Origin of the sequence: Rhizobium sp. NPDC090279 (genome assembly GCF_044769665.1) — a bacterium.
GTDB lineage: Bacteria > Pseudomonadota > Alphaproteobacteria > Rhizobiales > Rhizobiaceae > Rhizobium.
In genome coordinates this window covers 135,606-160,451 of sequence record NZ_JBIVYI010000013.1, presented here as the reverse complement: position 1 = coordinate 160,451, position 24,846 = coordinate 135,606, and the positions used below count along the sequence as shown (strand labels likewise).

21 protein-coding genes are annotated in these 24,846 nt (G+C 59.7%); 10 read left to right on the top strand and 11 right to left on the bottom strand.

The window, feature by feature from the left end:
* Positions 1-11 precede the first annotated feature (11 nt).
* The 9 genes from ACIQWP_RS27695 to ACIQWP_RS27655 form a co-directional block, all read right to left on the bottom strand.
* Positions 12-869 carry an ABC transporter permease gene (locus tag ACIQWP_RS27695; protein ID WP_402794483.1) on the bottom strand — a complete coding sequence of 286 codons (858 nt, stop codon included), beginning with the start codon at positions 867-869 and terminating at the stop codon, positions 12-14.
* On the bottom strand, positions 866-1,714 hold the full coding sequence (locus ACIQWP_RS27690; protein WP_402794481.1) for an ABC transporter permease: 849 nt from the start codon (positions 1,712-1,714) through the stop codon (positions 866-868). Before ACIQWP_RS27690 ends, ACIQWP_RS27695 begins: the two co-directional genes overlap by 4 nt.
* 14 nt (positions 1,715-1,728) lie before the next feature.
* Positions 1,729-2,820, bottom strand: coding sequence for a glycine betaine/L-proline ABC transporter ATP-binding protein (locus ACIQWP_RS27685; protein WP_402794478.1), 1,092 nt, complete (start codon positions 2,818-2,820; stop codon positions 1,729-1,731).
* A 93-nt stretch (positions 2,821-2,913) separates the two neighbouring features.
* On the bottom strand, positions 2,914-3,765 hold the full coding sequence (locus ACIQWP_RS27680) for a glycine betaine ABC transporter substrate-binding protein (RefSeq protein WP_402794477.1): 852 nt from the start codon (positions 3,763-3,765) through the stop codon (positions 2,914-2,916).
* Between the two features lie 79 nt (positions 3,766-3,844).
* On the bottom strand, positions 3,845-5,191 hold the full coding sequence (locus tag ACIQWP_RS27675) for an NAD(P)/FAD-dependent oxidoreductase (RefSeq protein ID WP_402794474.1): 1,347 nt from the start codon (positions 5,189-5,191) through the stop codon (positions 3,845-3,847).
* Positions 5,188-6,705, bottom strand: coding sequence for an aldehyde dehydrogenase (locus tag ACIQWP_RS27670; RefSeq protein ID WP_402794471.1), 1,518 nt, complete (start codon positions 6,703-6,705; stop codon positions 5,188-5,190). Before ACIQWP_RS27670 ends, ACIQWP_RS27675 begins: the two co-directional genes overlap by 4 nt.
* The gene (locus tag ACIQWP_RS27665; RefSeq protein WP_402794469.1) at positions 6,698-7,609 is read right to left on the bottom strand and encodes a dihydrodipicolinate synthase family protein; all 912 of its coding nucleotides are present in this window, start codon (positions 7,607-7,609) and stop codon (positions 6,698-6,700) included. Before ACIQWP_RS27665 ends, ACIQWP_RS27670 begins: the two co-directional genes overlap by 8 nt.
* A complete protein-coding gene (locus ACIQWP_RS27660; RefSeq protein ID WP_402794466.1) occupies positions 7,606-8,316 on the bottom strand; it encodes a GntR family transcriptional regulator in 711 nt (236 codons plus the stop codon). Before ACIQWP_RS27660 ends, ACIQWP_RS27665 begins: the two co-directional genes overlap by 4 nt.
* 554 nt (positions 8,317-8,870) lie before the next feature.
* Entirely contained in the window at positions 8,871-9,914 is a 1,044-nt protein-coding gene (locus ACIQWP_RS27655) for a helix-turn-helix domain-containing protein (protein ID WP_402794463.1), read from the bottom strand.
* A gap of 191 nt (positions 9,915-10,105) precedes the next feature.
* Between ACIQWP_RS27655 and ACIQWP_RS27650 the strand changes: the two genes are divergently transcribed.
* The 5 genes from ACIQWP_RS27650 to ACIQWP_RS27630 all read left to right on the top strand — a co-directional run bounded on the left by ACIQWP_RS27650 (position 10,106) and on the right by ACIQWP_RS27630 (position 16,734).
* Positions 10,106-12,472 carry a beta-glucosidase gene (locus ACIQWP_RS27650; RefSeq protein WP_402794460.1) on the top strand — a complete coding sequence of 789 codons (2,367 nt, stop codon included), beginning with the start codon at positions 10,106-10,108 and terminating at the stop codon, positions 12,470-12,472.
* A 72-nt stretch (positions 12,473-12,544) separates the two neighbouring features.
* Positions 12,545-13,780: an ABC transporter substrate-binding protein gene (locus tag ACIQWP_RS27645; protein WP_402794458.1), complete on the top strand. Its 1,236-nt coding sequence runs from the start codon at positions 12,545-12,547 to the stop codon at positions 13,778-13,780.
* A 67-nt stretch (positions 13,781-13,847) separates the two neighbouring features.
* A complete protein-coding gene (locus tag ACIQWP_RS27640; protein ID WP_402794455.1) occupies positions 13,848-14,792 on the top strand; it encodes a carbohydrate ABC transporter permease in 945 nt (314 codons plus the stop codon).
* The gene (locus ACIQWP_RS27635) at positions 14,789-15,661 is read left to right on the top strand and encodes a carbohydrate ABC transporter permease (protein ID WP_402794452.1); all 873 of its coding nucleotides are present in this window, start codon (positions 14,789-14,791) and stop codon (positions 15,659-15,661) included. Before ACIQWP_RS27640 ends, ACIQWP_RS27635 begins: the two co-directional genes overlap by 4 nt.
* Before the next feature lie 2 nt (positions 15,662-15,663).
* Positions 15,664-16,734: an ABC transporter ATP-binding protein gene (locus ACIQWP_RS27630; protein ID WP_402794449.1), complete on the top strand. Its 1,071-nt coding sequence runs from the start codon at positions 15,664-15,666 to the stop codon at positions 16,732-16,734.
* A 42-nt stretch (positions 16,735-16,776) separates the two neighbouring features.
* On the opposite strand, the gene ACIQWP_RS27625 is transcribed toward ACIQWP_RS27630, so the two are convergent.
* Together ACIQWP_RS27625 and ACIQWP_RS27620 are read right to left on the bottom strand one after the other, a co-directional pair.
* The gene (locus tag ACIQWP_RS27625) at positions 16,777-17,706 is read right to left on the bottom strand and encodes a sigma-70 family RNA polymerase sigma factor (protein WP_402794542.1); all 930 of its coding nucleotides are present in this window, start codon (positions 17,704-17,706) and stop codon (positions 16,777-16,779) included.
* Between the two features lie 39 nt (positions 17,707-17,745).
* Positions 17,746-18,660: an alpha/beta hydrolase fold domain-containing protein gene (locus ACIQWP_RS27620; protein WP_402794446.1), complete on the bottom strand. Its 915-nt coding sequence runs from the start codon at positions 18,658-18,660 to the stop codon at positions 17,746-17,748.
* Between the two features lie 509 nt (positions 18,661-19,169).
* On the opposite strand from ACIQWP_RS27620, the gene ACIQWP_RS27615 reads away from it, so the two are divergent.
* From ACIQWP_RS27615 to ACIQWP_RS27595, 5 genes are all read left to right on the top strand, one after another.
* Positions 19,170-20,201: a substrate-binding domain-containing protein gene (locus ACIQWP_RS27615; protein WP_402794444.1), complete on the top strand. Its 1,032-nt coding sequence runs from the start codon at positions 19,170-19,172 to the stop codon at positions 20,199-20,201.
* Positions 20,202-20,274: 73 nt separating this feature from the next.
* Positions 20,275-21,819, top strand: a complete 1,545-nt coding sequence (locus ACIQWP_RS27610) for a sugar ABC transporter ATP-binding protein (protein ID WP_402794441.1) — start codon at positions 20,275-20,277, stop codon at positions 21,817-21,819.
* Between the two features lie 28 nt (positions 21,820-21,847).
* A complete protein-coding gene (locus ACIQWP_RS27605; protein ID WP_402794439.1) occupies positions 21,848-22,837 on the top strand; it encodes an ABC transporter permease in 990 nt (329 codons plus the stop codon).
* Position 22,838: 1 nt separating this feature from the next.
* Positions 22,839-23,843, top strand: a complete 1,005-nt coding sequence (locus ACIQWP_RS27600) for a sugar-binding transcriptional regulator (RefSeq protein WP_402794437.1) — start codon at positions 22,839-22,841, stop codon at positions 23,841-23,843.
* Positions 23,840-24,835 (top strand): aldo/keto reductase, encoded by a 996-nt coding sequence (locus ACIQWP_RS27595; protein WP_402794435.1) that lies wholly within the window; start codon positions 23,840-23,842, stop codon positions 24,833-24,835. The genes ACIQWP_RS27600 and ACIQWP_RS27595 overlap by 4 nt, the downstream gene beginning before the upstream one ends.
* Positions 24,836-24,846: the final 11 nt, after the last annotated feature.

Sequence of the window (24,846 nt, the reverse complement as noted above, 5' to 3'; positions counted from 1 at the left end):
AATCTCTCTGTTCAAGCGCTCTTTGCCGATCGTCGCGACTGCCCCTGCAGTGCAGCCTTTGACAGCCTGTCGAGCAGAATTGCGATGGCGACAATCGCCAGCCCCGCCCGCAGGCCGAGCCCCATTTCCATTCGAGTGAGACCTCTCGTCACTTCAGCGCCAAGTCCTCCGGCGCCGACGAGACCGGCGAGCACGACCATTGCCAAGGACAGGAGAATGCACTGGTTGAGACCGACCAGCAGCGTGGGCATTGCTGACGGGATCTCGATCTTGAACAGGATCGAACGTGGCGGGGCGCCGGTCGCCTGGCCGAGTTCGAGAAGATCTTTCGGCACCTGATTGAATGCCAATGTCGTCAGACGCAGCATCGGCGGTACGCCATAGACGATTGTGGCGATGATCGCCGGCACCCGGCCAAGGCTGAAAAGCATGACGGCCGGTATGAGATAAACCCAGGGCGGAACCGTCTGCATGATATCGAGCAGGGGCCTTATGCCGGCCTCGAAGCGTCTGTGACGCGAGGCGAGTATGCCAAGCGGAAAGGCAATCGCGACGGAAAACGCAACTGCCACGGCCACCAATGCCAGCGTCTGCATGGATGCCGTCCAAAGACCGGCGCCGAAGCAGAAGGCGAGGGCAACCGCCGATACGATCGCGGCCCCGACGTTGATGGTGAGGGCCGCCAGAACAACCACAATCGGTATCATCGCATAGGGAGGCAGATAGAGAAGAGAAGCCTCGATGGTGCTCAGTACCGTTTCGATCAGGCTTGTGACACCCTCGAAAAACGGGTGGAAGTTGGTATTGAGCCAATCGACGCCCGGTGCAAGATAGAAGCCTGGTGAAAATCGGAGAAGGTCGACGCTCATCTTACACCTACCTTGGCGCGGCGGGCCGCACTCTGCGTCAATCTGTCGAGCACCATGGTCAATATGACGATCGCAATTGCGGCGTTGATCGATGTTGCCATATCAAGCGTGCGTACAGCGCTATAGATGGTTTCGCCAAGCCCGCCGGAACCGACGATGCCGGCGATCACCACCATGCCGAATGCCATCATCAGACTTTGATTGATGCCCGCCATGATGCTTGGAATGGCGAAGGGCAGCCTGATCTTCGTGAACATCTGCCACGGCGTCAGCCCGCTTGCCTGTCCGAGTTCGATGAAGGCGTGCGGTGTCATCCGGATTCCGAGTGCCGTCAAACGAACGGCCGGCGGCATCGCGACGATGAACGTCGCAACCAGCGCGGTTGCGGGACCAAAGCCGAGAAGCGCAATGGCGGGAAGAAGATAGATATAGGGGGGCAGCGTTTGAATGAGATCCAGGATCGGCTCGAGCAATCTGTCGAACCAGCGCACGAACCCCGCCAGGATACCGATCGGGATTCCAATGATCAATGCGAGGATCGTGGCGGTGACGACAAGAGCAAGTGTGCTCATGGTTTCGCTCCACAATCCCATGAACGCACAAAAGACGAGCGCTGCCCCGATCACTATGCCGGACATGGTGTTGATGAGGCGCCAGCCGAAAAGAGCCAGGATCGCGGCAATGACGTAGAAGGGTGCAAATTGGAGAAGCCAGAGGATGCCATTATAGGTTCCTTCGAGCGACGCCCTCAACGGATCGAACAGCCAATTGCCATTGTCGCCGATCCACCCAAGTGCATCGTCGGTCCAGGCATCGAAAGTATTCGCAATGACCGAGATGTCCATTTGCGTTTGTCCTTTCAGACTGTCGCGGAGCGTTGTTCCGGAGATCCGGCAACGCCCCGAAGCAGGCCGCGTGTCGTGACGACGCCGATGATGGAGCCGTTCTCGACGACAGCCAGTGCGTCCCGATCGGACTTCATGGTAAGGTCGATCAGTTCGCCGATGTCGGCCTCGGGAGTGGTCTTCAACAGTGCATTCACGTCATGCTGCGGCTGCAGGCTTTTGTACTCGGCGACCGAACGCATCACGGAATGCGCCTTGACGAGGTGGAGCCTGGATATTCCCGCGACGAAATCCGAAACATAGTCGGCGGCCGGGTTGGTGACGATTTCCTCTGCCGTTCCGACCTGAACGATGACGCCATCCTTCATGATGGCGATGCGATCACCGATGCGGATAGCTTCCTCCAGATCATGTGTGATGAACACTGCCGACTTGCCGAGCGACTTCGTCAATTGCCGGAACTCGTCCTGAAGCTGGCGGCGGATCAGCGGATCGAGCGCGCTGAACGGTTCGTCCATGAGAATGATTTCGGGATCTGCGGCCAAGGCCCTGGCCAGGCCAACACGCTGCTGCATTCCACCGGAAAGCTCGGACGGATAGCGTGATGCCCAGTCCGTCAGTCCGACTTTTCCGAGGGCCGCAAGCGCAATCCTGTTGCGCTCCTCCCGGGCAATGCCGCGCACTTCGAGACCGAAAGCGGCGTTTTCCAGGACCGTCCTGTAGGGCAAGAGAGCGACGCTCTGAAACACCATGCCGATATTTCGGGCGCGCATGTCACGCAATTCCGATGCGTTCAGCCTGCTGATCTCTTTGCCCTTGACGACGATCCGCCCGAGGCTTGGTTCAATAAGGCGGTTCAAAAGACGTACCAGAGTGGACTTGCCGCTGCCGGACAGGCCCATGATACAGAAAATCTCGCCGCGGCCGACCTGAAGGCTCGCATTGGATACGCCAACAACGCAGTCGAAATCCTGCAGTACCTGCTTTTTCGACGAACCCTTTTCCGAGATAGCCTTCACAGCATCGGATGCACGGGCGCCAAAGATTTTCCACACTCCTTGGCAGTCGATAAGAATATCGTTCGGATCATTGATCGTAGCGGTCATAGCATTCCCCGTGGGCCAGTCTTGCCGAAGCCCTTCTTGTTCTTGGAGTGTCGAAGGGGCGGACCGACCAGATGTCGGCCCGCTCCAGCAAGGCTAGTTGCTCTTGATGTTTTCCCAGCGCTTCAGGAGATCGGCATGAGAACCGGTCCAGTCCTTGACGGCTTCGTCCATTGTCTTGCCGTCGCTGACGGCACCGTTGATTGCGGTGATATCGGCAAGCGGTACATAGACACTGGCGATGACCTCGCGAGCATGGGGATTGTCAGCCGAGAAGCCCTTCTTGCCGACCCAATAATAGCTCTGCGGCGGCGGAAAGACGCCCTTGGGGTCTTTCAGGAACTTCACCGGATACTTCTGCATCATCCATGACGGTTCCCAGATCGTTACGGCAACCCATTCCTTGCGATCGATGGCCGACTTCAGGGCCGCGGTCATCGCTGCCGTGCTGCCTTCGACAAGCTGAAGCTTGAGCCCATATTGCTTTACGGCATTGGCCGCATCCCGCATCAGGCCCGAGCCTGGCTCGATGCCGACGATCTTGCCGCCGAACTTGTCGGCGTTGTCGTTCAGCTGGTCGACGGAGTCGATCGTTACGTAATTGGGGACGGCGATGGCTTGGTAGAGGCCGTGAGATACAGGCGAGATTTTCTCAAGACGATTCTTGTTCTTGTCCCAATAGTCCTGCGCCACATAGTCTGTCTGGGAGGCCAGAATCTGGACGTCTCCCTTGGTCAGGGCAGCATAGGCGATGCCCCATTCGGAGAAGGGAACGACCTTGACGGTGTAGCCTGAATCTTCAAGGACCTTCTTGGTGATCCCGGTGATCGGCGTCAGATCTTCCCAGGACATGGTGCCAATTGTAATGGTCTTCTCTTCCGCGTGCGCGGAGAATGCGGTCATCCCGACCATCGCAGCGGCGCATAACGCTTTCCACAAAGTCTTCATTTTGTTTTCTCCTAGTTTTTGTTCCCATTTTCGTTGAAGACCTGCAGTCGGCTCAGTCTTCACATTGCACGGCGACGGATCATCCCTCGCGGCCTGCGCGCAATTCCTGCAAACGGATCACCGAATTGATGCCGAGCCACGCGAAGGGTTCCGGCGGCAGCCGGCTCGGCTCGGCGTGATCCATGTATTGTTCGAGTTCGTGGGAGGCCGTGCCGGTCGCCAGTTCGGCGGCCATCATCCCCGCCAAGGTGCTTTTGACTGTGCCGAGGCCGTTTTCGCAGCATGCCGAGTAAAGCCCTTCGTCAAGCTCGCCGAAGGCCGGCACATGATTTCGGCTCAGACACAGGCGCCCCGCCCAGCTATATTCAAACGGGATGTTCTTGAGCCCGGGAAACCGCGTATCAAGCGATTGCCTGTGTTTCTCGGCCATCATGGCCATCCGACGACCAGAAACGGTGATCGTCGTTTCGTAGGTGTATCTTGTGCGAATGACGATACGGGACCGACCACCCGAGGTGATCTTGCGCACGGTCGCGCCCATGGCGTCGGCGGGAAGCAGGGCCCATCTGTCGTCTCCCGAAACCTGGCGGGCGAAATCATCCGCGGGGAAGGATGCGGTCATGGAGGCATAGGCAAAGATATGCATCAACCGGCCGCGGAAGTGACCGAAGTCGTCGATATGACCGTTGACACCCAGGATAACGTTCGGGGCTGTGACCCTGCCGTGAGTGGAGGCGGCGATCCACGTTCCATTCTCGCGCGTCAGGGCGGTAACCGGAGACCCCTCGAATATGTCGATCTTGCGCGAAAGCCCCGCGGCAAATTCTCGGACATAGTCAGCCGGCTGGATCAGTACCGCCCCCGGCGTATGGAGACCGCCAAAATAATAGTTGGAACCGGTAAGTTTGCGCATCTCCGACGCGTCGAGGAAGCGGTGCTCTTCGCCCGCGCTCTTCAAGGATCGACCGAAACTGGCGTTCAATTTCATTCCCCGCGCGGTTGCCGCGGCGTTGATCTTGCCTGCCGGGTCGACAGTTTCGGACGACATGCCATATTCCGCAGCGGCATCTCTTGCGAAGGCGATTGCAGCCCGGTTCTGAGCCATCTCCAGACGTGTGGCGTCCAGGCCAGCGCTGGAGTATTCGCCCGATGACAGGTTATGCGGGACGTCGATCATGAAGCCGGAATTGCGGCCGGATGTGCCTTTGCCCACTTCGCTTGCTTCGAGCACGACGATCTTGTCGTCGGGCCGGAGCTGCAGCAGCCGGCGCGCGGCCGAGAGCCCGGCAAAGCCGGCACCGATGATCAGCCAGTCCGCGGTCATGTTGCCTTCCAGGCTCCGAACCGGGAGAGAACGTCGACTGGTCGCCTCCCAGCCCGAGATGCCGTTTTCTGCCGGCAAACGCTTGACGGACGCCGTGATCATCGGATCGTCTCGTCCACCGAGCGGTCGGAGACATCGATCCAGATCGTCTTCAGCTCGCAATAATTGTCGTGCGCGAAGATCGATTTGTCGCGCCCGCCGAAGCCCGACTCCTTGTAGCCGCCGAATGGTGTCGTCGCGTCGCCTTCGCCGAAGCAGTTGACGGTGACGACACCGGCCCGGATCTCGCGCGACAGCCGGATGGCCTTCTTGAGACTTCCGCTATAGATCGACGCCGTCAGGCCGTAATTGGTGTCGTTGGCAAGTGCTATGGCCTCGGCAAGGGTCTCGAATTTCGTTACCGACAGGATCGGTCCGAAAATCTCTTCCTGGAACAGCCGGCTTGAAGGAGTGACGCCGTCGACGACAGTCGGCTCGATATAGATGCCCTTTTGAGTTTCGCCGCCATAGGCTATCGAAAGCTTTTCGGTCTTCACATCGTCGAGAAAGGACGACACCTTGTCGAAATGGCTTTTGCTGACGAGGGCACCGATGCGGTTTTCCGGGTCGAGCGGATCGCCCGTCTTCCATTCGCGCATATAGGCGCCGATACGCTTCAGCAGCTCGTCCTTGACGCTCGATTGCACGATCAGGCGCGAGGTCGCGGAGCAATTCTCGCCCATGTTCCAGAAGGCACCATTGACCACCTGCTCGGCGACGAGATCCAGATCCTCGGCATCGTCAAGCACGACGGCGGGGTTCTTGCCCCCGCATTCGAGGACGATCTTCTTCAAGTTGGAATCCGCCGCATAGCGCAGGAAGCGCCGCCCGGTCGGGGTGGAGCCCGTAAAGGCCACCATGTCCACATCCATGTGCAGGCCGATCGGCTCGCCGACATCCTTGCCGCCGCCGGGGACGACATTGAAGACGCCGGCCGGTATGCCCGCCTCATGAGCGAGTTCGGCGACGCGCAGCGTGGTCAGCGTCGTTTCCTGGGCAGGCTTGACGATGACCGAGCAGCCCGATGCCAGAGCAGGTCCGATCTTCCAGGCCAGCATCAGAAGCGGGAAGTTCCAGGGCAGCACGCAGCCGACAACACCGATGGGCTCGCGTACGATCATCGTCAGTGCGTTTGCGCCGACCGGGGCGGTATTGTCGTAGAGCTTGTCGATCAGCTCGGCGTGCCAGCGGATGGTATGGATCGTGTCGGGGACGTCGACCGTCTGGCATTCGCGGACCGGCTTGCCGCTATCGAGGCTTTCCATGACGGCAAGCTCGTGGCGGTTGTCTTCCAGCAGTTTTGCGAACTTGATCAGTATGGCTTTGCGGTCGCCCGGTGACTGAAGGCACCAGCGGCCGTCTTCAAATGACTGCCTGGCTTTTGCGACTGCATAATCGACATCCGTCGCATCGCAGGCGGCAATCTCGGCAAGCGTCTCGCCCGTGGCCGGATTGGTTGTCTTGAATGTCTTGCCGGAATGGGAAGGGCGGAAGGCGCCATCGATGAAGGCGTTCGTCGGCAGCTCAAGGCTTGCTGCAATCGCCCTGTATTCGGCGGCGCTCAGAGGTTCATGCATGATTGGCTCCCGACGTGATCTGGGCGACCGTGCGCTTCAAGGTGGCGACGACAGTCTGGAGGGTTGTTTTCTCTTCGAAGGTCATTCCACGCAGCGGCGCGCGGACTGGTCCGGCTTTGAGGCCGATGATCTCGCAGCCATGCTTGATCGATTGCACGAACTTGCCGGTTTCGAGGAAATCCATCAGCGGCAGCATCGCCGACATGATGGCGCGACCCTTGTCGAAATTCTTCTCGATGACGCAGGCTTCGTAGAGCGCGACATGCTCGCGCGGCAGGAAGTTCGAGCCGGCGCATACCCAGCTTTTTGCACCCCAGGCGAAGAATTCGAGAGCCTGGTCATCCCAGCCGCAAGACAATGCGATGTGGGGAAATTTCCGCGCCAGGAGATGGACGTTCGCCATCTCTCCGGAGCTTTCCTTGATGGCCTTCACGTTCCTGGATTTGCCTACGCGCGAGAAATATTCGTCGCCCATCATCACACCCATGCGGGCGGGGTAGTTATAGAGCATGATCGGCAGGTTGGCGGCGCGGTCGACCGTCAATGCGTGAATGGCGTTTTCCTTCTCGGTCGGCAGGGCATAGGGCGGCGACGTCACGAGGATGGCATCGGCGCCGATCTCTTTCGCCGAGACTGCATAGGCAACTGAGTCTTCCGTGCGGATCGCGCCCGTACCGACGATCAGCGCCAGTCGATTGCCGATAACCTGCTTGGCATGGGCTGCGAGGTCGAGCCGTTCCTGCATGGATTGGGCATAATACTCGCCAGTCGATCCGCCGATGATAACGCCATGCACCTTGGCCTCGACGAGGGATTCCAGCACTGCTGCGAATGCGGTTCTGTCTATCTGGCCGTCCGGCCCATGCGGCGTGATCGCCGGGGTATAGATGCCTTCGAAATTCAAGATGATTTCTCCATCGATGCGGCGGGCACTTCGACGAGCGCATCCGCCTTCATTCCCTGCGGCGCGATGAACATCTCCATGTTTTCACGCGACAGTTCCCAGTGCTCGAAGACGAGATCGACGACCGTATCCTCGTCATGCGCGGCAATTGCAGCGATGAAGCCGTCATGATGATCCGCGGCAAGTTGCAGACGTTGACGCATGTCATCGTTCTTCGGCCGAAAGAAGGTATGGCCGATCCGCGCATGGTCGATCAGCAAGCGACCGAGGCTTGGCTGCAGATAGGCGTTGAAGGACATTTCACCGATGATCTCGTGGAAGCGATTGTTTTCCAGAACCATCGAAAGAGCATCGCCCGATGTGGTCGCCGTGCGAAACCGCTCCTGCGTGTCCTTGAGGTCGGTGAGTTGCTTGGGTCTGAAGTTCTGGACCGCGAGGCGACCGATTGCGGCATAGATCATCGGCGCGACGAGAAAGAAGTGCCGCAAGGTCTGATGGTTCATCGGGCTGACACGCGCGCCGCGATTGGCGCGAATGTCGATGTAGCCTTCGCCCTCGAGACGTCGGAAGATTTCCCGAACTGGCGTGCGCGACAGGCCATACTGCTCGCTCAGACTGACCTCGTCGAGGTCTTGATCCGGGTCCAGCTCCATTGTCAGGATCTGGCGCTTGAGATCGTCATAGAGGCTGTTCTTTCCACCCTTCATCGAGACCTTCCTCCTCATGTTTCCGCAGGTGAGCGACGTCGGCGATCCCTGCCCATAAGGGGAAGGTCGCACGGGGCAATCGGCGTGTCAATAAAATTGTATAATCTATGTACACATTAAGTACTACAACAGAACACAATCCGCTGAGGTCGCGCTATCCCTGGGTGCCAAAGGTTCGCGAGCGAGTGCAACCTCTCAGTCCCGACGCCGCGTGACTGGAAGGTCGCTGGTACAAACCAGACTCGGGAGCTTGCTCGCGCGTGGCTTAGATTTCGCTGTTTGATTGGTGAGCAATTCCAAACGCTGCCAGCGGATCGGTTGACGGGGAGGAGATGAGCCCTAAGGTCCCTGCCTCGGGAGCCATGAAAGTTTCATGGGAAGCATTGTGCCCGGTGACCCGATTGCGGGGCCGATAGTTCGCCTCCCTTCAAGAGCAAAGCCTCTTTCCTTCAGGTGGGCCAAGCCTGTTGAGTTGCGCTGTGGCTCGGCACGGGCGGGCAAGCATAAAATCACAATCGGGGGGCGAATTCCCACGAAACTCAACGCATTCGGATCTAACTCAGGCTAGGATTGTGTGGAGCGGTTATGACGATGTGGCGCCTGCCGCTCGTCGTTAGCCCAATGACGAGCTCTGCGGCTTTGCCGACAGTCGCCGCGTGCGCGGTAAGGATTTTCTGCGCCTCCGCCGCATCGTCTTCCGTCAACACGCTCTGCGGCTTGAGCGGGCGGCGCCCGCGCCGAAACTCTGCCGGGCTACAGCCGAACCGAGCTCGGAACTTGTTATAGAAAACCGCGGGATTGCCGAAACCGTTGCGTTCCATGACGATGCCAACGGTCTCGTCTCCGGTACGCAGCTCGTCGGCGGCGTTGTCGAGGCGGAGATTTTGAGAGTAATCCCGATAGCCGATGCCGACATGGCGCTTGAACAATCTCGACAGGTGGCTGAGCGTCAGCCCTTCGGTTTCGGCGATCCGGCTCAGATGCTGGCTTTCATCATTGTCTCCCAGGGTATCCATGATCCGCACGATGCGATGCCGGCTGTCGGAGCGCAGCTGGGCTCCGGCGGGGTCGGATTTTTCGTAAGGTATCCAGCGATAGACATAGCTTGCCAGCAGATTGGCGACGGTCTGGCGCGCCATGGGTTCATCGGGATGGCTCGTTTGGTCGAGTATCAAACGCGCCATAAGCGCCTTGATCGGCGCGACTTTCGTCATGAACGATCGGCTGTGCAGGAAGGTGCGGCACAGATATTGCCGGGAGCTGAAACCGGGCAGGCCCATGCGCTCGAAATGGGCGGCATCGAGATGGACGCCGCAGATCAGCGCATCGCGCGAAATCGAGGTCGAATTGTGCGGAACGTCGCCGTTGATGATGATCATGTCATCCTCGCCCATCTCGCAGGTCTGGCCGTCGACGACTAGCCGAAAGCTTCCGCGCAGAACGAAAAGTATCTCCATCTCGCGATGCCAATGATAGGGAACGTCCGCATAGCCATGGACGAAGGGACGGCAGTGCGATTCCGCCGAAGGCCCGTGGTTCTGGAAGCCACAATCCATGTTTTCATGGGGCGGGCTGGTCCTCAGATAGGCGATATTCATTGTCATCCTCCTCACTTCCGTGGGTAGTAAATATCAAAAACTGTCGTAATTCCAGAGCAATTTTCGCGGCTAGATGACGGCGTTTTCCTGTGTCATCAATTCATCGTTCTTTGATGCGGACGATGGTTCCGCACAGGCGAGGAGGCCTGCAAAGGCTGCCGGATCGCCTGGCATAATGGGATGGAGTACCGATGACGTGGAATATTTCCGATAAGGAACTTGGGCAGCTCGTCGAACAGATGACGCTCGAGGAAAAGGTCGCGATGGTGAGCGGCTGCGGCCTCTGGCGCACCGCTGCCAACTACCGCCTCAATATCCCGGAAGTCCTGATGACCGACGGCACCTACGGGGTGCGCTACTCGATCGAGCAGATCGATGGCCCGCAGGACAGCGAAAGCCAGCTTGCCGCCTTCCTCGGCGTCGTCAATGCGGACCTGTCGCGCGGTGTCGAGGGTGCTTTCGGTTCGACCCGCCCGGCCACCTGCTTCCCGAACGGGTCCTCCTTCGCCTGCTCCTGGGACGTCGATCTGGCGCACGAACTCGGCGAGGCGCTGGCCGCCGAATGCCAGGCCTTCGGCGTCAACATCCTGCTGGGGCCTGGGATCAATATCCGTCGTACTCCGCTTGCCGGCCGCAGCTATGAATATTACTCCGAAGACCCTGTCGTCACCGGCGAAATTGCAGCCGCCGTCATCAACGGCATGCAGGAAAACGGCGTCGGCGCCTCACTCAAGCATTTTGCCTGTAACAATTCCGAGGTCCAGCGCACGACGATGAGCTCGGTGGTCGAGGAGCGTGCCCTGCGCGAAATCTATCTCGCAGGCTTCGAGCGCGCCATCCGCAAGTCCAATCCGTGGACTGTGATGAGTTCCTACAATCGGCTGAACGACGTGCAGGCGGCGGAAAACCATTGGCTCTTGACGGAAGTCCTGCGGGACGACTGGGGCTATGACGGGGTCGTGGTTTCCGACTGGCATGGGATCAAGGATCGTCCGGCGTCGCTCAACGCCGGCAACGATCTCGACATGCCAGAAAGCGGGGCTCGCAAGCAGGAATTGCTGGAGGCGGTCGAGGCCGGCCGCGTTCCGACTGAAGTCCTTGATCGCTCCTGCCTGCGGATGCTGAAGCTGGTGCGGCTCGCCCGCAACAACATCAAGCCGAACGCGACAGCAGACTACAAGAAGCATCATGCTCTTTCGCAGCGTATGGCGGCGGAATCGATCGTTCTTCTGAGAAATGAAGGGGCTCTGCTGCCCCTGGACGGCGGCCAACTCCGCAAGATTGCGCTTGTCGGTGCGGCTGCCACCGAACCGGTCATCCAGGGATCGGGCTGCGCCACCACGCGGCCGACCGAAGTCGACATCCCGCTTGCTGAAATCCGCCTGATGGCGCCGGGCGCGGAGATCAGTTTCCATGTGGTTTCTGATTTCGAGGCCGGCACTTCGACGGAAGCATCCGCGCTCGCTGCGGTCGATGGCGCCGATGTCGTCCTGTTCTTCGGCAATACCGAAGTCGGCTACGACGGCGAGGGCTCGGACCGCACGCATCTCAATCTGCATGATGGCCAGGACGAGCTGATTGAGCGCCTATCTCGGCGCAACGGCAAGTTTGTCGTCATCCTCGCAACGCCGGATGCGGTCGTCATGCCCTGGATCGACCGGACCGCGGCCGTGCTTGCTGCCTTCTTCGGCGGGCAGGGGGCCGGACATGCCGTCGCCCAGGTGTTGTTCGGCAAGCAGAATCCTTGCGGCAAGCTCACCGTTACATTCCCCGTGCAGCTCGAAGACACGCCCGGCTTCCTCACCTATCCGGGTGAAAACAACCGGCACATCTATAGTGAGGGGATCAATGCAGGCTATCGTTCCTACGACAAGCGCAAACTCGCGCCGCTGTTCCCCTTCGGCTTCGGCATGAGCTTCACGTCGTTCGAATACGCCAACATCGCCATCGACGTCGATACGATCGACGCATCGAGCACCTTCAAGGTTTCCTTCGATGTCACGAATACGGGCAGTGTTGCAGGCAAGGAAATTGCCCAGATCTATGCCCGGCCGCACGCGCCGCGCCTGATCCGTCCGATCCGCGAGCTCAAGGGTTTTGCAAAGATTGCCCTGCTACCGGGCGAAACCAGGCGTGTGGAGGTGACGATCGAGGCGCGTGATCTGCGATACTATGATCCGGACCACCGCCAATGGCTTCTGGACGCCGGCGATCTGATCATAGAAGTCGCGGCATCTTCACGTGACATTCGCCTCGAAGCGGTGCTTCGCGCGCAGGCGCCGGCGCTGCCATCAAGCATCCTCAATGTCGAAAGCCAGCCATATCTCGTGCTGGAGCAGGAGTTTGCCCGCAAGCGTTTCGGCACGTTCCTCAAGGAGCAGCTCGGCCTGGACGACGAGGAGACCGAGAAGATGCTTGAATATTGCGGCGGTTCGTTCCTTGGCATCCACAACACTGTTGCCTGGGTGGCTGGGGACAAGATCTCCAAGACCAACATGGCGGCATTTCTGGACAACCTCAACAAGGAAATGGGCGTGGTCGTCGGCAAGGCGGCATGACATCCGGAGGCGCCGGCCTCCCGGCGCCTCCCAACCAATCAACAATAAGAACTCCAGAGCTAGGGTAGTGATATGAACATCAGACATTTCTCCTCGGCCGCCGTGTTGCTCGGCATGCTGGCGGCTTCGACGTCAGCTTTCGCACAGACGGTGGACGTGCTGCAGTACTGGACCAGCGCCAGCGAATCCAAGGCGATGAACGCGATTGCCGATGCCTACAAGGCGCGCGGCGGTAAGTGGATCGACAGCCCGGCGGCGGACTTCGATTCCGCCGTTGCGGCAGCGACTAGCCGTATTGCCGGCGGCGAGCCTCCTTCGGCGGTGCTGATGACACCGAGCGCGGCCATGCGCGATCTTGCAAAGGCCGGTCAGCTGCGGAATTTCGACGATCTTGCCGCTGCCGGCGGGTGGCAAAAAGTGATGCCGCCGCTCGTATGGGACAAGCTCAGCGTGGATGGTCACCTTGTCGCGCTGCCTGTCGGCATCCACGCCGACAACTGGATCTGGTACTCCAAGCCGCTCTTTGCCAAGCTAGGCATCGAGGAACCGAAGAACCTCGACGAGATGTTTGTCGCCGCCGACAAGCTCAAGGCGGCCGGCTACACGGGCTTTGCCGTTGGCGGCGAGCCGTGGCAGGAAGTCTCCATTCTCACCGATATGATCATCTCGCTCGGCGGTCCCGAGTACTGGAACCAGCTCTTCATCAAGCGCGATCCCGAAGCGATGAAATCGCCGATCCTGCCAAAAGCCTTCGATCTGTTCCGGAAGGTGTCGACCTACGCTGATCCGGCAAGTCCCGGCCGGTCGTGGAACGATACCACCAACATGGTCATCACCGGCAAGGCGGGGATGCAGTTCATGGGCGACTGGGCAAGGGGCGAATTTCTCGCCGCAGGCCAGGTGGCGGAAAAGGATTTCGGTTGCTTCCTGGCACCTAGCGACAAGCCCGCTTACGCCGTGATCGTCGATATCTTCGCCTTCCCCGCCAATAAGGATGAAGACCGCATCAAGGGGCAGACGATGCTTGCGGAGACCGTCATGGACCCTGGGGTCGAAGCGAAGATTGCCGCCGTCAAGGGCTCCGTACCATCGCGGTCCGATGTCGACACCAGCAAGCTCGATGCCTGCGCCGTAAAGGGTGCCAAATTGCTGGCCAATCCGGCGACCGCCGTGTCGGCAGCCTATGATGCCCTTACCGGCGATCTGAACGGCCAGATGACCGACCTTGCGACGCAGTTCTGGACCGATCCGTCCATGACAAGCGATGCTGCGGTGGAAAACTTGACCACCATCCTGATGAGCAAGTGAACCCCGGACGCCGGGGAGGGAGGGCGACCTTCTTCCCCGGCACCCGTTTCATCGGAGGAGCGGCAGGATGAATTTTCACGCACGGCGCGTCACGGGAACTGCGGTTGCCGCAGGCTGCGACCATAAGGGACTTGCAATGACGACATGGCTTAACCGGCAAGCCTTCCGGCCGGATATCACGGTGGTGATCTTCTTCGCCATCGTGGCGCTTTTCTTCTACGGCTCGATCGCCTGGACATTCTATATGTCGTTGACGCGCTCGACGCTGCTTCCATCCTACGAGATCGTCGGCTTCGGGCAGTATGTGCAGCTCTTTACAAATCACCGCTGGCTCGTTTCGTGCCTGAACATGGTGATCTTCGGCGTGCTCTATATTGTCGGTACGCTGGCCTTCGGGATGCTGCTGGCCGTCTTTGCCGATCGACAGATCAAGGCGGAGTCGCTCTTTCGCACCATCTTCCTTTATCCGCTCGCCGTTTCGCTGATCGTGACCGGACTTTCCTGGCGATGGCTTCTCGACCCGGTCAACGGTTTGCAGGCTCTGATGCACAGCCTTGGCTGGGAGGGCTTCGTCTTCGACTGGCTGACAAGGCCGGATCGCGCCATCTACACGCTCGTCATCGCCAGCATCTGGCATTCGGCGGGGCTTGTCATGGTGATCGTGCTCGCCGGCCTGCGCGGGATCGATAGCGATCTCTGGAAAGCCATCCGCATGGAGGGCATTCCGATCTGGCGGGCCTACCTCCAGGTCATTTTTCCCGGCATGCGCCCGGTGATTGCGTCCTGCGTCGTGTTGCTGATGTCCGAAGTCATCCGTGGCTATGATCTGATCATTGCCATGACCAAGGGAGGGCCGGGCATATCGACGGAAATGCCCGCCAAGTTCGCCGTCGACTTCTATTTTGCCCGCGTCAATCTCGGCCTCGCCTCGGCTGCATCGATCATGATGCTGGTGCTATCCCTCGTCTTGCTGACGCCTTATTTCCTGAGCGAATTCCGGAGGCGCACATGATAGCCGCCGCACAAAAACCGCCCTTTGGCCCCGCCCGCATCGGTCTCTATATCTTCCTCGTCGTCTCCGCGATCTTCTTCCTGCTGCCGCTGCTGGTGGTGGTGATGAATTCGCTGAAGCCGATGGAGGAGATCCGGCAGGGCAATCTGCTTGCGTTTCCCGTCAATCCGAATTTCGATGCCTGGATTGCGGCCTGGAAGACGGCCTGCACCGGTCTTGAATGCGCCGGCGTTCGCCCGGGTCTTTGGAATTCGATCAAGATCACCTTGCCCGCCGTCGTCATTTCGACCCTTGCGGGCGCTCTCAACGGCTATGCTCTGGCACAATGGAAGTCGCGCCACGCCAACATGACCATGTTCCTGATCACGGTTGGGCTGTTCATCCCATATCAGGCGATGCTCTATCCGACGGTCAAGATCCTCAGCAATGTCGGGCTTTTCCGCACCTATCTCGGCATCGTGTTCGTACATGTCATCTACGGACTACCCTATACGACGCTTCTGTTCCGAAATTTCTATGTCGGCGTTCCAGACGAGATCAGCCGCGCGGCGCGCATGGAAGGCGCAAGCTTTCTGCGGACCTTCTGGTCGATCATCCTGCCGATTTCGACCAACATTCTCGTGGTCGTGGCGATCCTGCAGTTCACGGGCATATGGAACGACTACCTGCTTGGCCTGATCTTCGCCGGCAACGACAACCTGCCCATGACCGTGCAACTCACCAATATCGTCAACAACACCCGCGGCGCCGCCAATCCGAACATCAACATGGCCGCGGCGCTGATCACCGCCATCCCGACGCTCGTCGTCTATTTCCTCTCCGGCCGCTATTTCGTCCGCGGCATCGCCGCCGGCGCCGTAAAGGGTTGAACATGTCCAGTATTTCTCTTCGCCAGATCAAGAAATCCTTCGCTGCCCTCACCATCCTGCAATCGGTCGACATGGAGATCGAAAAGGGCGAGTTCATCGTCATCCTCGGCTCGTCGGGCTGCGGCAAGTCCACCTTGCTCAACGTCATTGCTGGCCTCGACGATTGCGATGCCGGCGAGATCGTGATCGACGGCAAGGATGTGAGCGGGCTGGAGCCGAGCCAGCGCGGGCTTGCGATGGTATTCCAATCCTACGCGCTCTTCCCAGCCATGACCGTGCGGCGCAACCTGTCCTTCGGCATGGAGATTGCCGGCACGCCGAAGCAGACGATCGCCGAGAAGGTCGCCTGGGTCGCCAAGCTCTTGCAGATCGAGGCGTTGCTCGACCGCAAACCCAGCCAGCTTTCGGGTGGGCAGCGTCAGCGCGTTGCGATTGGCCGTGCCCTCGTGCGGTCTTCCAGCATCTGCCTGTTCGACGAACCGCTATCAAACCTCGATGCGAAGCTGCGCGCCGAAACCCGGGTCGAGCTCAAGCAGCTTCACGAGACGCTCCAATCCACGATGATCTATGTCACCCACGACCAGATCGAGGCGATGACCATGGCCGATCGCGTGGCGGTCATGCACAAGGGCAAGGTAGAGCAATTCGCTCATCCGCAACTCGTCTATGAAAAGCCAGCAAGCCTGTTCGTGGCCGGCTTCGTCGGGTCACCAGCCATGAACTTCCTGGAGGGCAGGCTTGAAGAGAACGGGCGCTTCGTGAGCGGCGATACCTCGATCGATGTGTCCGCCTACAATTTTGAGAGGCCACGGCAGGAAGGCGAGGTTGTTCTCGGTATTCGCTGCGAAGACGTTTCGGTCGTCTCGATCGGAGCTCCCAACTCCATAGCCGCCAGGCTTGCCTTCACGGAACTGCTGGGTGCAGACGCCTTGGGCTGGTTCGATTGCCTCGATAAGCGTTTCAGTGTCCGCCTCAGCATCGAGAGCGCTCGATCAGTGAGCAAGGACGTCGGACTCAGCTTCAACGTCGGCAATGCGTCGATCTTCTCCAAGAGCAGCGGGCTGCGACTTTGAGCCTGGCGTGCCTTCCCGAGACATTCCTCCAGGCCTTCTCTGTCATGCTCCCTGCGAGTTGACTGGCCCAGTCATGAATCTCAAGTCGGATTCTGAGGCGTTTCCAATAACCCACGGGCAGGCATAATAGTCTTCGATGCGATCAATGACGCGGCCGGCGACATGAACGCGAATTGGCCACGCGACCTGCCATCGGTCGTCTCGCTGGAAGAGCACGAGCATGACAAGCTCCCCGCCGATCGTCCCGAATTCCATGGTCCACCTCTCCGGGTTGCGCTCGTATTCGAGGAAGTAGGGAGAGCTTTTGAGCTGGCCGTCGAAACAGTCGGCGACGCGCAGCCGAGCATCGGCGCTGGTGAGGCCTCGTACGCCATCCCAGTCATGGTGGTTGAAGAGATCAACATAGCGCTGCAAGAGCCTCGCAGTGTCGGGATCAAGCGGACGGCTCGGTTCGCGAGCAGGTTCAGCGGGCAAGTCGGCGAGCTTGGCTCTTCCACGGGAGAGCGCGGATTTGACGCCGCCAATCGTCGAACCCACCAGTTCCGCGGTTTCTTCCAGCGAATAGTCGAATACATCCTTCAGGAGGATGCAGGCACGCTCCTTGGGCGGCAGGTGGCCAACCAGGCGTTCGATCGCGCGATGTGCATCGGTCGTCGCCGGCTCTGCAGCGACGACGGCGACGTCGTCGGAATAAGCACTCTCCGCACGCTCGCGCGCACCCCGCTGCCTCAGAAAATCAATGCAGCGATTGTGAGCGATACGAAACAACCAGGGTTTTAGCCTGCTGATATCATGGAGGCTCTGGATTTTCGTGTAGGCCTCAAACAGTGTCTCCTGCATGAGATCCTCACCATCAAGCCGTGAGCCAGTCATGCGGGCGCAGTAGCGATGCAATTGAGCGCGGAGGTCTGACACCGTCACGAGGAAAGCTCGGTACTGCGCGTCGAATAGGCCACTCGGTCGCTCATGCATATCCTTCACCTTACACATTTTAGGGTCGTTGACGAAGCATCACGCCATTTTGGAAGCGACGCCGACCAGATTGAGCTTGGGACGAACCCACTGTGCAAACTGCCTTATCGCGTCGTCGGCTTCGGGCGCGCGGCCGGCCATCATCTGGAAGGAGTGCAGCATCCCTGGAAATACCTCTAAGCACACCTCGACGCCGGCCGCCTTCGCCCGGTCGGCGAGTGCTCGGCTGTCGTCGAGCAGGGTTTCATCTTCGCCCGCTTGCAGATAGATCGGCGGCAGGCCCTTGAGATCGGCAAAGATTGGGCTGGCGAATGGGTGTCGGGCATCGGCGCCTCCAAGTACTTGTGATGCCAGCATATCCACGCTCGCCTTCTGGAAGAAGGCGTCTTTCTCGCGGTTAGCTTCGTAAGTGAGCCCGCTTGCCGACAGATCATGCCAGCCAGAGATACTGAGGAGCGCGGCCGGCAGCGGACGTCCCGCATCACGGAGGTTCATAGCGGCTGCAATGATCAGGCCCGCGCCAGCGGAATCGCCCGCACCAATAGTGTGATTAGGCGCAAAACCCTGTTCGGCCAGCCACTCGAACGCGGTCACGGCCTGCTGGATTTGGCGCGGGAATTTGCTCTGAAACGAGTAGTCGTACGTGGCGAGCAAAGCGTAACAGCCAATCGCCTTGGCGATGTGTCCAACCATCTTGCGATGGGTCCAGATCGACCCGCCAACATAGCCACCGCCGTGGAGGTAAAGCATGACCCGGTCCTTTGCCGCCAGTTTTGGCTGAACCCACAGTGCGGTCTTGTCGCCAAGGTTTGTCTCGACGTAGTCAACGCCGCCCGGTTCTGCCGTCAAAGCGGACCACTCGGAGACCTCAGGCGGCAATTCCCGACCGCTGCGCCAGGCCTCCGCGAGCGTTTCGAAGTGTATCTTGTTCGCTAAGCTCTGCTTGCTATCCATTGTCACGCTCCAATCCGTTTAGAAGGACGATGGTGATTACGACCGCCCATGAACAGCTAAGACGGATGAAGCCAGCAAAAGGATACGTCGCCGGCAGACATAACGCGCTGACGGTTGCAATTGCCTCGGATCTGGATGCTAGCACGGCGGGGCTGCCCCAGTTGCGGCGTCGGGAATGAGGCCCGTGGGAGCGGGCTTCTTTCCTTTGGGCTCTGAAAATGATGTCTCAAAGCCGCTCTTTTCGCGGATGATGACAAAAGCGTCTACAAATCTCGGGGCTATTCGCACGTCCTCTTCGAGCTAGGCGAACGATTTCGAATAGCGCCTGTCTTAACGCTGAATGAGCATCGAGCATGAAATATATTTCTCATTATGAATTATATTGACATTGCGACTCCATAGAGGCTAGCTGTCATCACCGGGCTCGAGGAGGAGACCCGGCTTCACGAACAGGGCGCAATATGCGCCATCGGCTTTTTGGGAGGGGCTTCGGCCTCGGGGGAGGAATCTTGCGCAAATTTCTAAGCACGACCGCGATGGCTATTCTGGCCGCAGCGGCATTCGTCTCGACGGCGTCCGCAGCCGAGACGGAAAATCCGTTTCGCTGCAAGCCCGGCGAAAAATACGTCATGAACGTCATGGTGTCCGGTGTCGAATACTGGTTCCCGGTCTATGAGATGTTCAAGCAGGCCGGCCGTCAGCTCGGCTGCGAGACCGCCTATACCGGAACGCCGGAATACGACGTCAACAAGCAGATCGCCACGTTCGACCAGGCACTTGCCCAGAACCCGGCCGGCATTCTCGTCCATCCGATGAACTCCGACCCCTTTATCGAGCCGATCAACCGCGCGATCGATCAGGGTACGGCGGTCGTCACCTTCGCCGCGGACTCGCCGCTTTCCAAGCGCATCTCGTTCATCACCTCGGACAATACGCGTGAGGGCACCTACGCTGCCGACGCGATCGCCGCGAAGCTTGGCGGCAAAGGTGAGTACGCGGTTCTGGAAAATCCTGGGCAGGATAATCACGACAAGCGCATTGCGGCTTTCATCGCCCGCATGGAAACAAAATATCCTGACATGAAGCTCGTCGGACGGGCCGCATCCAACCAGGATCCCAACAAGGCCTATCAGGGTCTCATGAGCCTGGTGCAGGCGCATCCGAACCTCAATGCCGTCTTCATGCCCGAGGCGAACTCGGCAATCGGCGCAGCCCAGGCCAACAAGGAAAGCGGCGGCAAGATCCTTGTGATGTGCGCTGATGTCAACGCCAATATTCTCGACATGATCAAGGCCGGCGAAGTATTCGGCTCGATCAACCCGAACCAGGGCATGCAGGGCTACATGGGCTTCATGATGCTCTGGTTTGCCAAGCATCCGGAATTGATCGACCCGATGAACGACGCCAAGCGCTCCGGCTTCAACCCGATGAGCATTCCCTTTGTCGATAACGGCCTGTCGATCGTGACTGCCGCCAATGCCGACGATTTCTATTGGGACAAGTACCTGAAGCGTCGTGGCACGAAGGGCATCGAGGAATAAGCCTTGCAAGGCGGCTGTCCGGGATGAGGAAATCCCGGACAGCCCATACTGGGCAGGGAGGGGAGAGAATGTCATGACGCCAGCGCCGGTCTTGGAGATACGCAATGTCAGCAAACGCTTCGGCGCCATCAAGGCGCTGACGGATGTCACATTCGCCCTGGAAAGGGGCGAGGTGCATGCGCTCTGTGGCGAGAACGGCGCGGGCAAGTCGACGCTCATGAACATTATCGCCGGCGTGCTGCAGCCGAACGAAGGAGAAATTCTCCTCGATGGCGCGCCCGTGAAGATCGCGTCTCCAGCCGCCGCCCAATCTCTGGGAATAGGTCTCGTCCACCAGGAAATCGCGCTCTGCCCGGACGCCACCGTAGCCGAGAACATGTTCATGGCGGCAACCAACCGTCGCCGCTCGCCTTTCATGAATTTTGCCCGGCTGGAGCGGGAGGCACAGGCTGTCATGAACCGTCTTGCCCCCATCGATGTTCGCCAGAAGGTCAGTGAGCTGCCGATCTCAAGCCAGCAGTTGGTCGAGATTGCCAAGGCGCTGACGCTCGACTGCCGGGTACTCATCTTCGACGAGCCGACGGCGGCGCTGACGGTCGCGGAAGCGCAGGTGCTCTTCGGCATCATCAACGATCTGAAGGCCCAGGGCATATCGATCGTCTACATCTCTCACCGCATGGCCGAGATTTTCAGCCTCTGCGACCGCGTCACCGTCTTTCGTGACGGACGCTATGTTTCGACGGAACAGGTGTCGGACATCACTGCCGAAGATGTGGTACGCCGCATGGTCGGACGCGAGATCACCCAGCTTTATCCGGAGAAGCAGAGCGACAGCGAACACATCGGCGAGGCCATTCTTTCCGTTCGCAATCTTGGCGACGGCAAGCGCTTCCACGATGTCAGCTTCGAGCTGCGCAAAGGCGAAATTCTCGGGATCGGCGGTCTGATCGGCTCCGGACGAACCGAAATAGCCGAAGGCATCTGCGGGCTGCGCCAGACGACCTCAGGTCAGGCTCGATTGCAGGATAAGCCGCTCCGGCTAACGTCCTATTCGGATGCAGTGCGGGCAGGCATTGTTTATCTTTCCGAGGATCGCAAGGGTTCTGGCGTCTTTCTTGACCTATCGATCGCGCAGAACATCGCCGCTCTCGATCTGAAGTCGCTGACCGGACGGTTCGGGCTCCTGAATGCAGAGGCGGAAGCCGAACGGGCGGGGGAGCTGGCCCGCCGCCTCGGCGTTCGCATGGGTGGCATCGACATGCCCGTCTCATCGCTTTCAGGCGGCAATCAGCAGAAGGTCGCCATCGCCAAACAACTGGCGGTCGATCCGAAAGTCATTCTTCTCGACGAGCCGACGCGCGGCATCGATGTCGGCGCGAAGTCCGAGATTCATCGCTTGCTGCGCGACCTCGCGCGCTCCGGGATCGGCATCGTCGTCATCACTTCGGAATTGCAGGAGCTTCTCGGCCTCTGCGACCGGGCGATCGTCATCCGCGAAGGCACCGTCGCGGGCGAAGTCGAAGGCACGGCGATGACGGAAGAAGCCATCATGCGGCTCGCATCCGGCGTCGGTGCAGGGCAACACATCACATCGAAGGCATCAGAGCATGCCGTCTGAGGAAAAAGCAGAGGCGGGGGATAAGCCAATGACAGATCACGCATTGACGGTGACGAGGGAGAGCGCTTCTTCCTGGCGGAAGCTTGGCACGATGCGGGAAGCGGGGCTCATCGCCATCATTCTCGCCCTCTGCATCCTCATGAGCTTCGCCTCCCCGCACTTTCTGACGCTCGGCAATTTCAGGGCGATGCTGATGTCATTCTCGGTGGAGGGCATCGTCGTCGTCGGCATGACGATCCTTCTGATCGTCGGCGGCATCGACCTCTCTGTGGGGTCGGTCGTCTGCTTCTCGATGGTCCTGTCGGGATCGCTGTTCCTGATGGGCGTGGACCCCTGGAGCGCATCGCTGATCGGCATTCTCGCCAGCGGTCTGATCGGCTGTGCCATGGGCTTCTTCGTCACCGTCATCGGCCTCAATCACTTCATAACGTCGCTGGCCGCGATGGTGATCGTGCGGGGTATCTGCCTCATTATCACCAAGGGAACACCGCTCTCGCTGTTCACGCTGCCGGCCTCGTTCAAGGCTGTCGGGCAGGGCACGTTCTACGGGATACCCTACGTGATCCTGATCTTTGTCGCCGTGGTCGCCATCTTCGATTTCCTGCTGCGCCGGGCAACGGCCTTCCGCAAGGTCTTTTATACCGGCAGCAACGAGAAGGCGGCGCTCTATTCCGGGATCAAGACCAACCAGGTGAAGTTCTGGGTCACCGTCCTCTGCGCTACGCTGTCGGGCGTTGCCGGCGTCATCTACATGTCGCGGTTCGGCGCTGCTACCCCGACCTTCGGCGTCGGAATGGAGCTCAACATCATCGCAGCGGCCGTTATCGGCGGCGCGTCCCTGAGTGGCGGTTCCGGCACGATCCTCGGCGCCATCCTCGGCATCGCACTTCTGTCGGTGGTCTCAAGTTCGCTGATCCTGCTCAATGTATCGGTCTATTGGCAGGACATGATCAAGGGCTGCATTCTTCTGACTGCCGTTTCCATCGACCATTTCCTTCACAAGCGGAAGGCTGCCTGACATGCCGATTGCAAAGCCGAAATCCCCCTCCGTGCCTCGCGAAGAAATCGTCATCGCGCGCCAGATGCACCAGGCTCTCGTTCTCCACTTCCTCGAAGGCCTGACCCAGGCGCAGATCGCCGATCAGCTCGGCCTCTCGCATGCCACGGTCAACCGGCTGATCAAGCGTGGTCGCCAACTCGGTCTCGTCGAGATCAAGATCAAATCTCCCGTCGAGCCACTGGTCGACATGGAGGAGCAGCTTCTGGCCCTTGGCGGCATCAGCCGCGCCATCGTCGTGCCGACGGTATCCGATAATCCGCAAACCGCGCTGCAGACGGTTGGCGAAGCAGCGGCCCGTCTGCTTCTCGAGCAGATTGTGGATGGCGACACCATCTGCATCACCGGCGGCAAGGGTGTCAGCGCGGTCGTGGCCGGCCTTCAGACGTCGCGCCGCTTCGATGTCGCCGTCATCCCGGCAACCGGCTGTGTTCAGGGCAAGCACTATACCGATGTGAACCACGTCTCGACGATGATGGCTGATCGGCTCGGCGGCCACTCGTTCCAGATCCATGCGCCTCTGTTTGCCGATAGCGCCGCGGAGCGCGACATGCTGATCAACATGCGCTCCGTTGCCGATGTCTTCAGGCAGGCGCGAGACGCGAAGGTCGCAATCGTCGGCATCGGCTCAATTCTCTCCGACGACTCCAGCTACTATGATCTGCATCCCTCATCGAGTACCGACCGCGCAGCCATCGAGCGCTCTGGCGCCTCGTGCGAATTGCTGGCCCATCTGCTCGATGATGAGGGCCGCGTCTGTGACTACAGCCTCAATCGATCATTGGTCTCGCTGACCCTTCGGGAGTTTGCCTCGATCCCGACGAAGATCGGTGTGGCAAGCGGTCCGAACAAGGCGGGCCCGATCCTCAGCGTCATGCGCGGTCATCATCTCGATACGCTGGTCACGGACGAGGCGACCGGCGCGCGTGTTCTCGCTCTTGCAAACGGAGAAGGACAACGCGCATGAGCGGGCAACAATTGATACGCAAGATAGGCGGCTCAGACGTTCGTGCTTCGGCGGTCGGCCTCGGAACATGGGCAATCGGCGGCTGGATGTGGGGGGGCACGGACGAGGCGGAATCGATCGCCGCAATCCAGGCGTCATTGGATGCCGGTGTCACGCTGATCGATACCGCGCCGGCCTATGGGCTCGGCCGATCCGAGGAAATCGTTGGCAAAGCGCTTGCCGGCCGTCGCGACAGGGCTGTCGTAACAACCAAATGCGGTCTCGTGTGGCATACTGAGAAGGGCCGGCATTTCTTCGATCAGGATGGCAGGCCGGTTCACCGCTACCTTGGCCGCGATGCGATCTTCCACGAAGTTGAGCAAAGCTTGCGGCGTCTCGGCACCGATTACATCGACCTCTATATCACCCATTGGCAGGACCCGACGACGCCGATCGAGGAGACGATGCGGGCGCTGGAAGACCTGAAGACTTCGGGGAAGATCCGGGCGATCGGTGCCAGCAATGTCAGCGCCGTCGAGCTCGCAGCCTATATTGCAACCGGCGGTCTCGATGCCATCCAGGAACGCTTTAGCATGATCGACCGGGAGATCGAGGGCGATCTGCTGCCGCTAACGCAGGCGAACGGCATTGCGACGCTGAGCTATTCCTCGCTGGCGCTTGGCCTCCTGTCCGGCACTGTCGGACCCAACCGGGTGTTTTCAGGCGACGATCAACGGCGCGACAATCCGCGTTTCTCCGTTTCCAACCGAGAAAGGGTATTGGCCTTCGCGGCGGTCATCCGGCCCGTTGCCAACAAACATGGGGCCAGCATCGCCCAGACCGTCATCGCCTGGACGCTTGCCCAGCCTGGCGTCACCTTTGCCCTTTGCGGCGCGCGCAATCCCGCGCAGGCGCTCGACAATGCGCGAGCCGGAACCATTCGGCTGGATGCAGACGATCAATCAGCCATCGGTGCGGCCATTTCAACAAATCTGACTGATATGGACAGGTAACGGATCGCCAT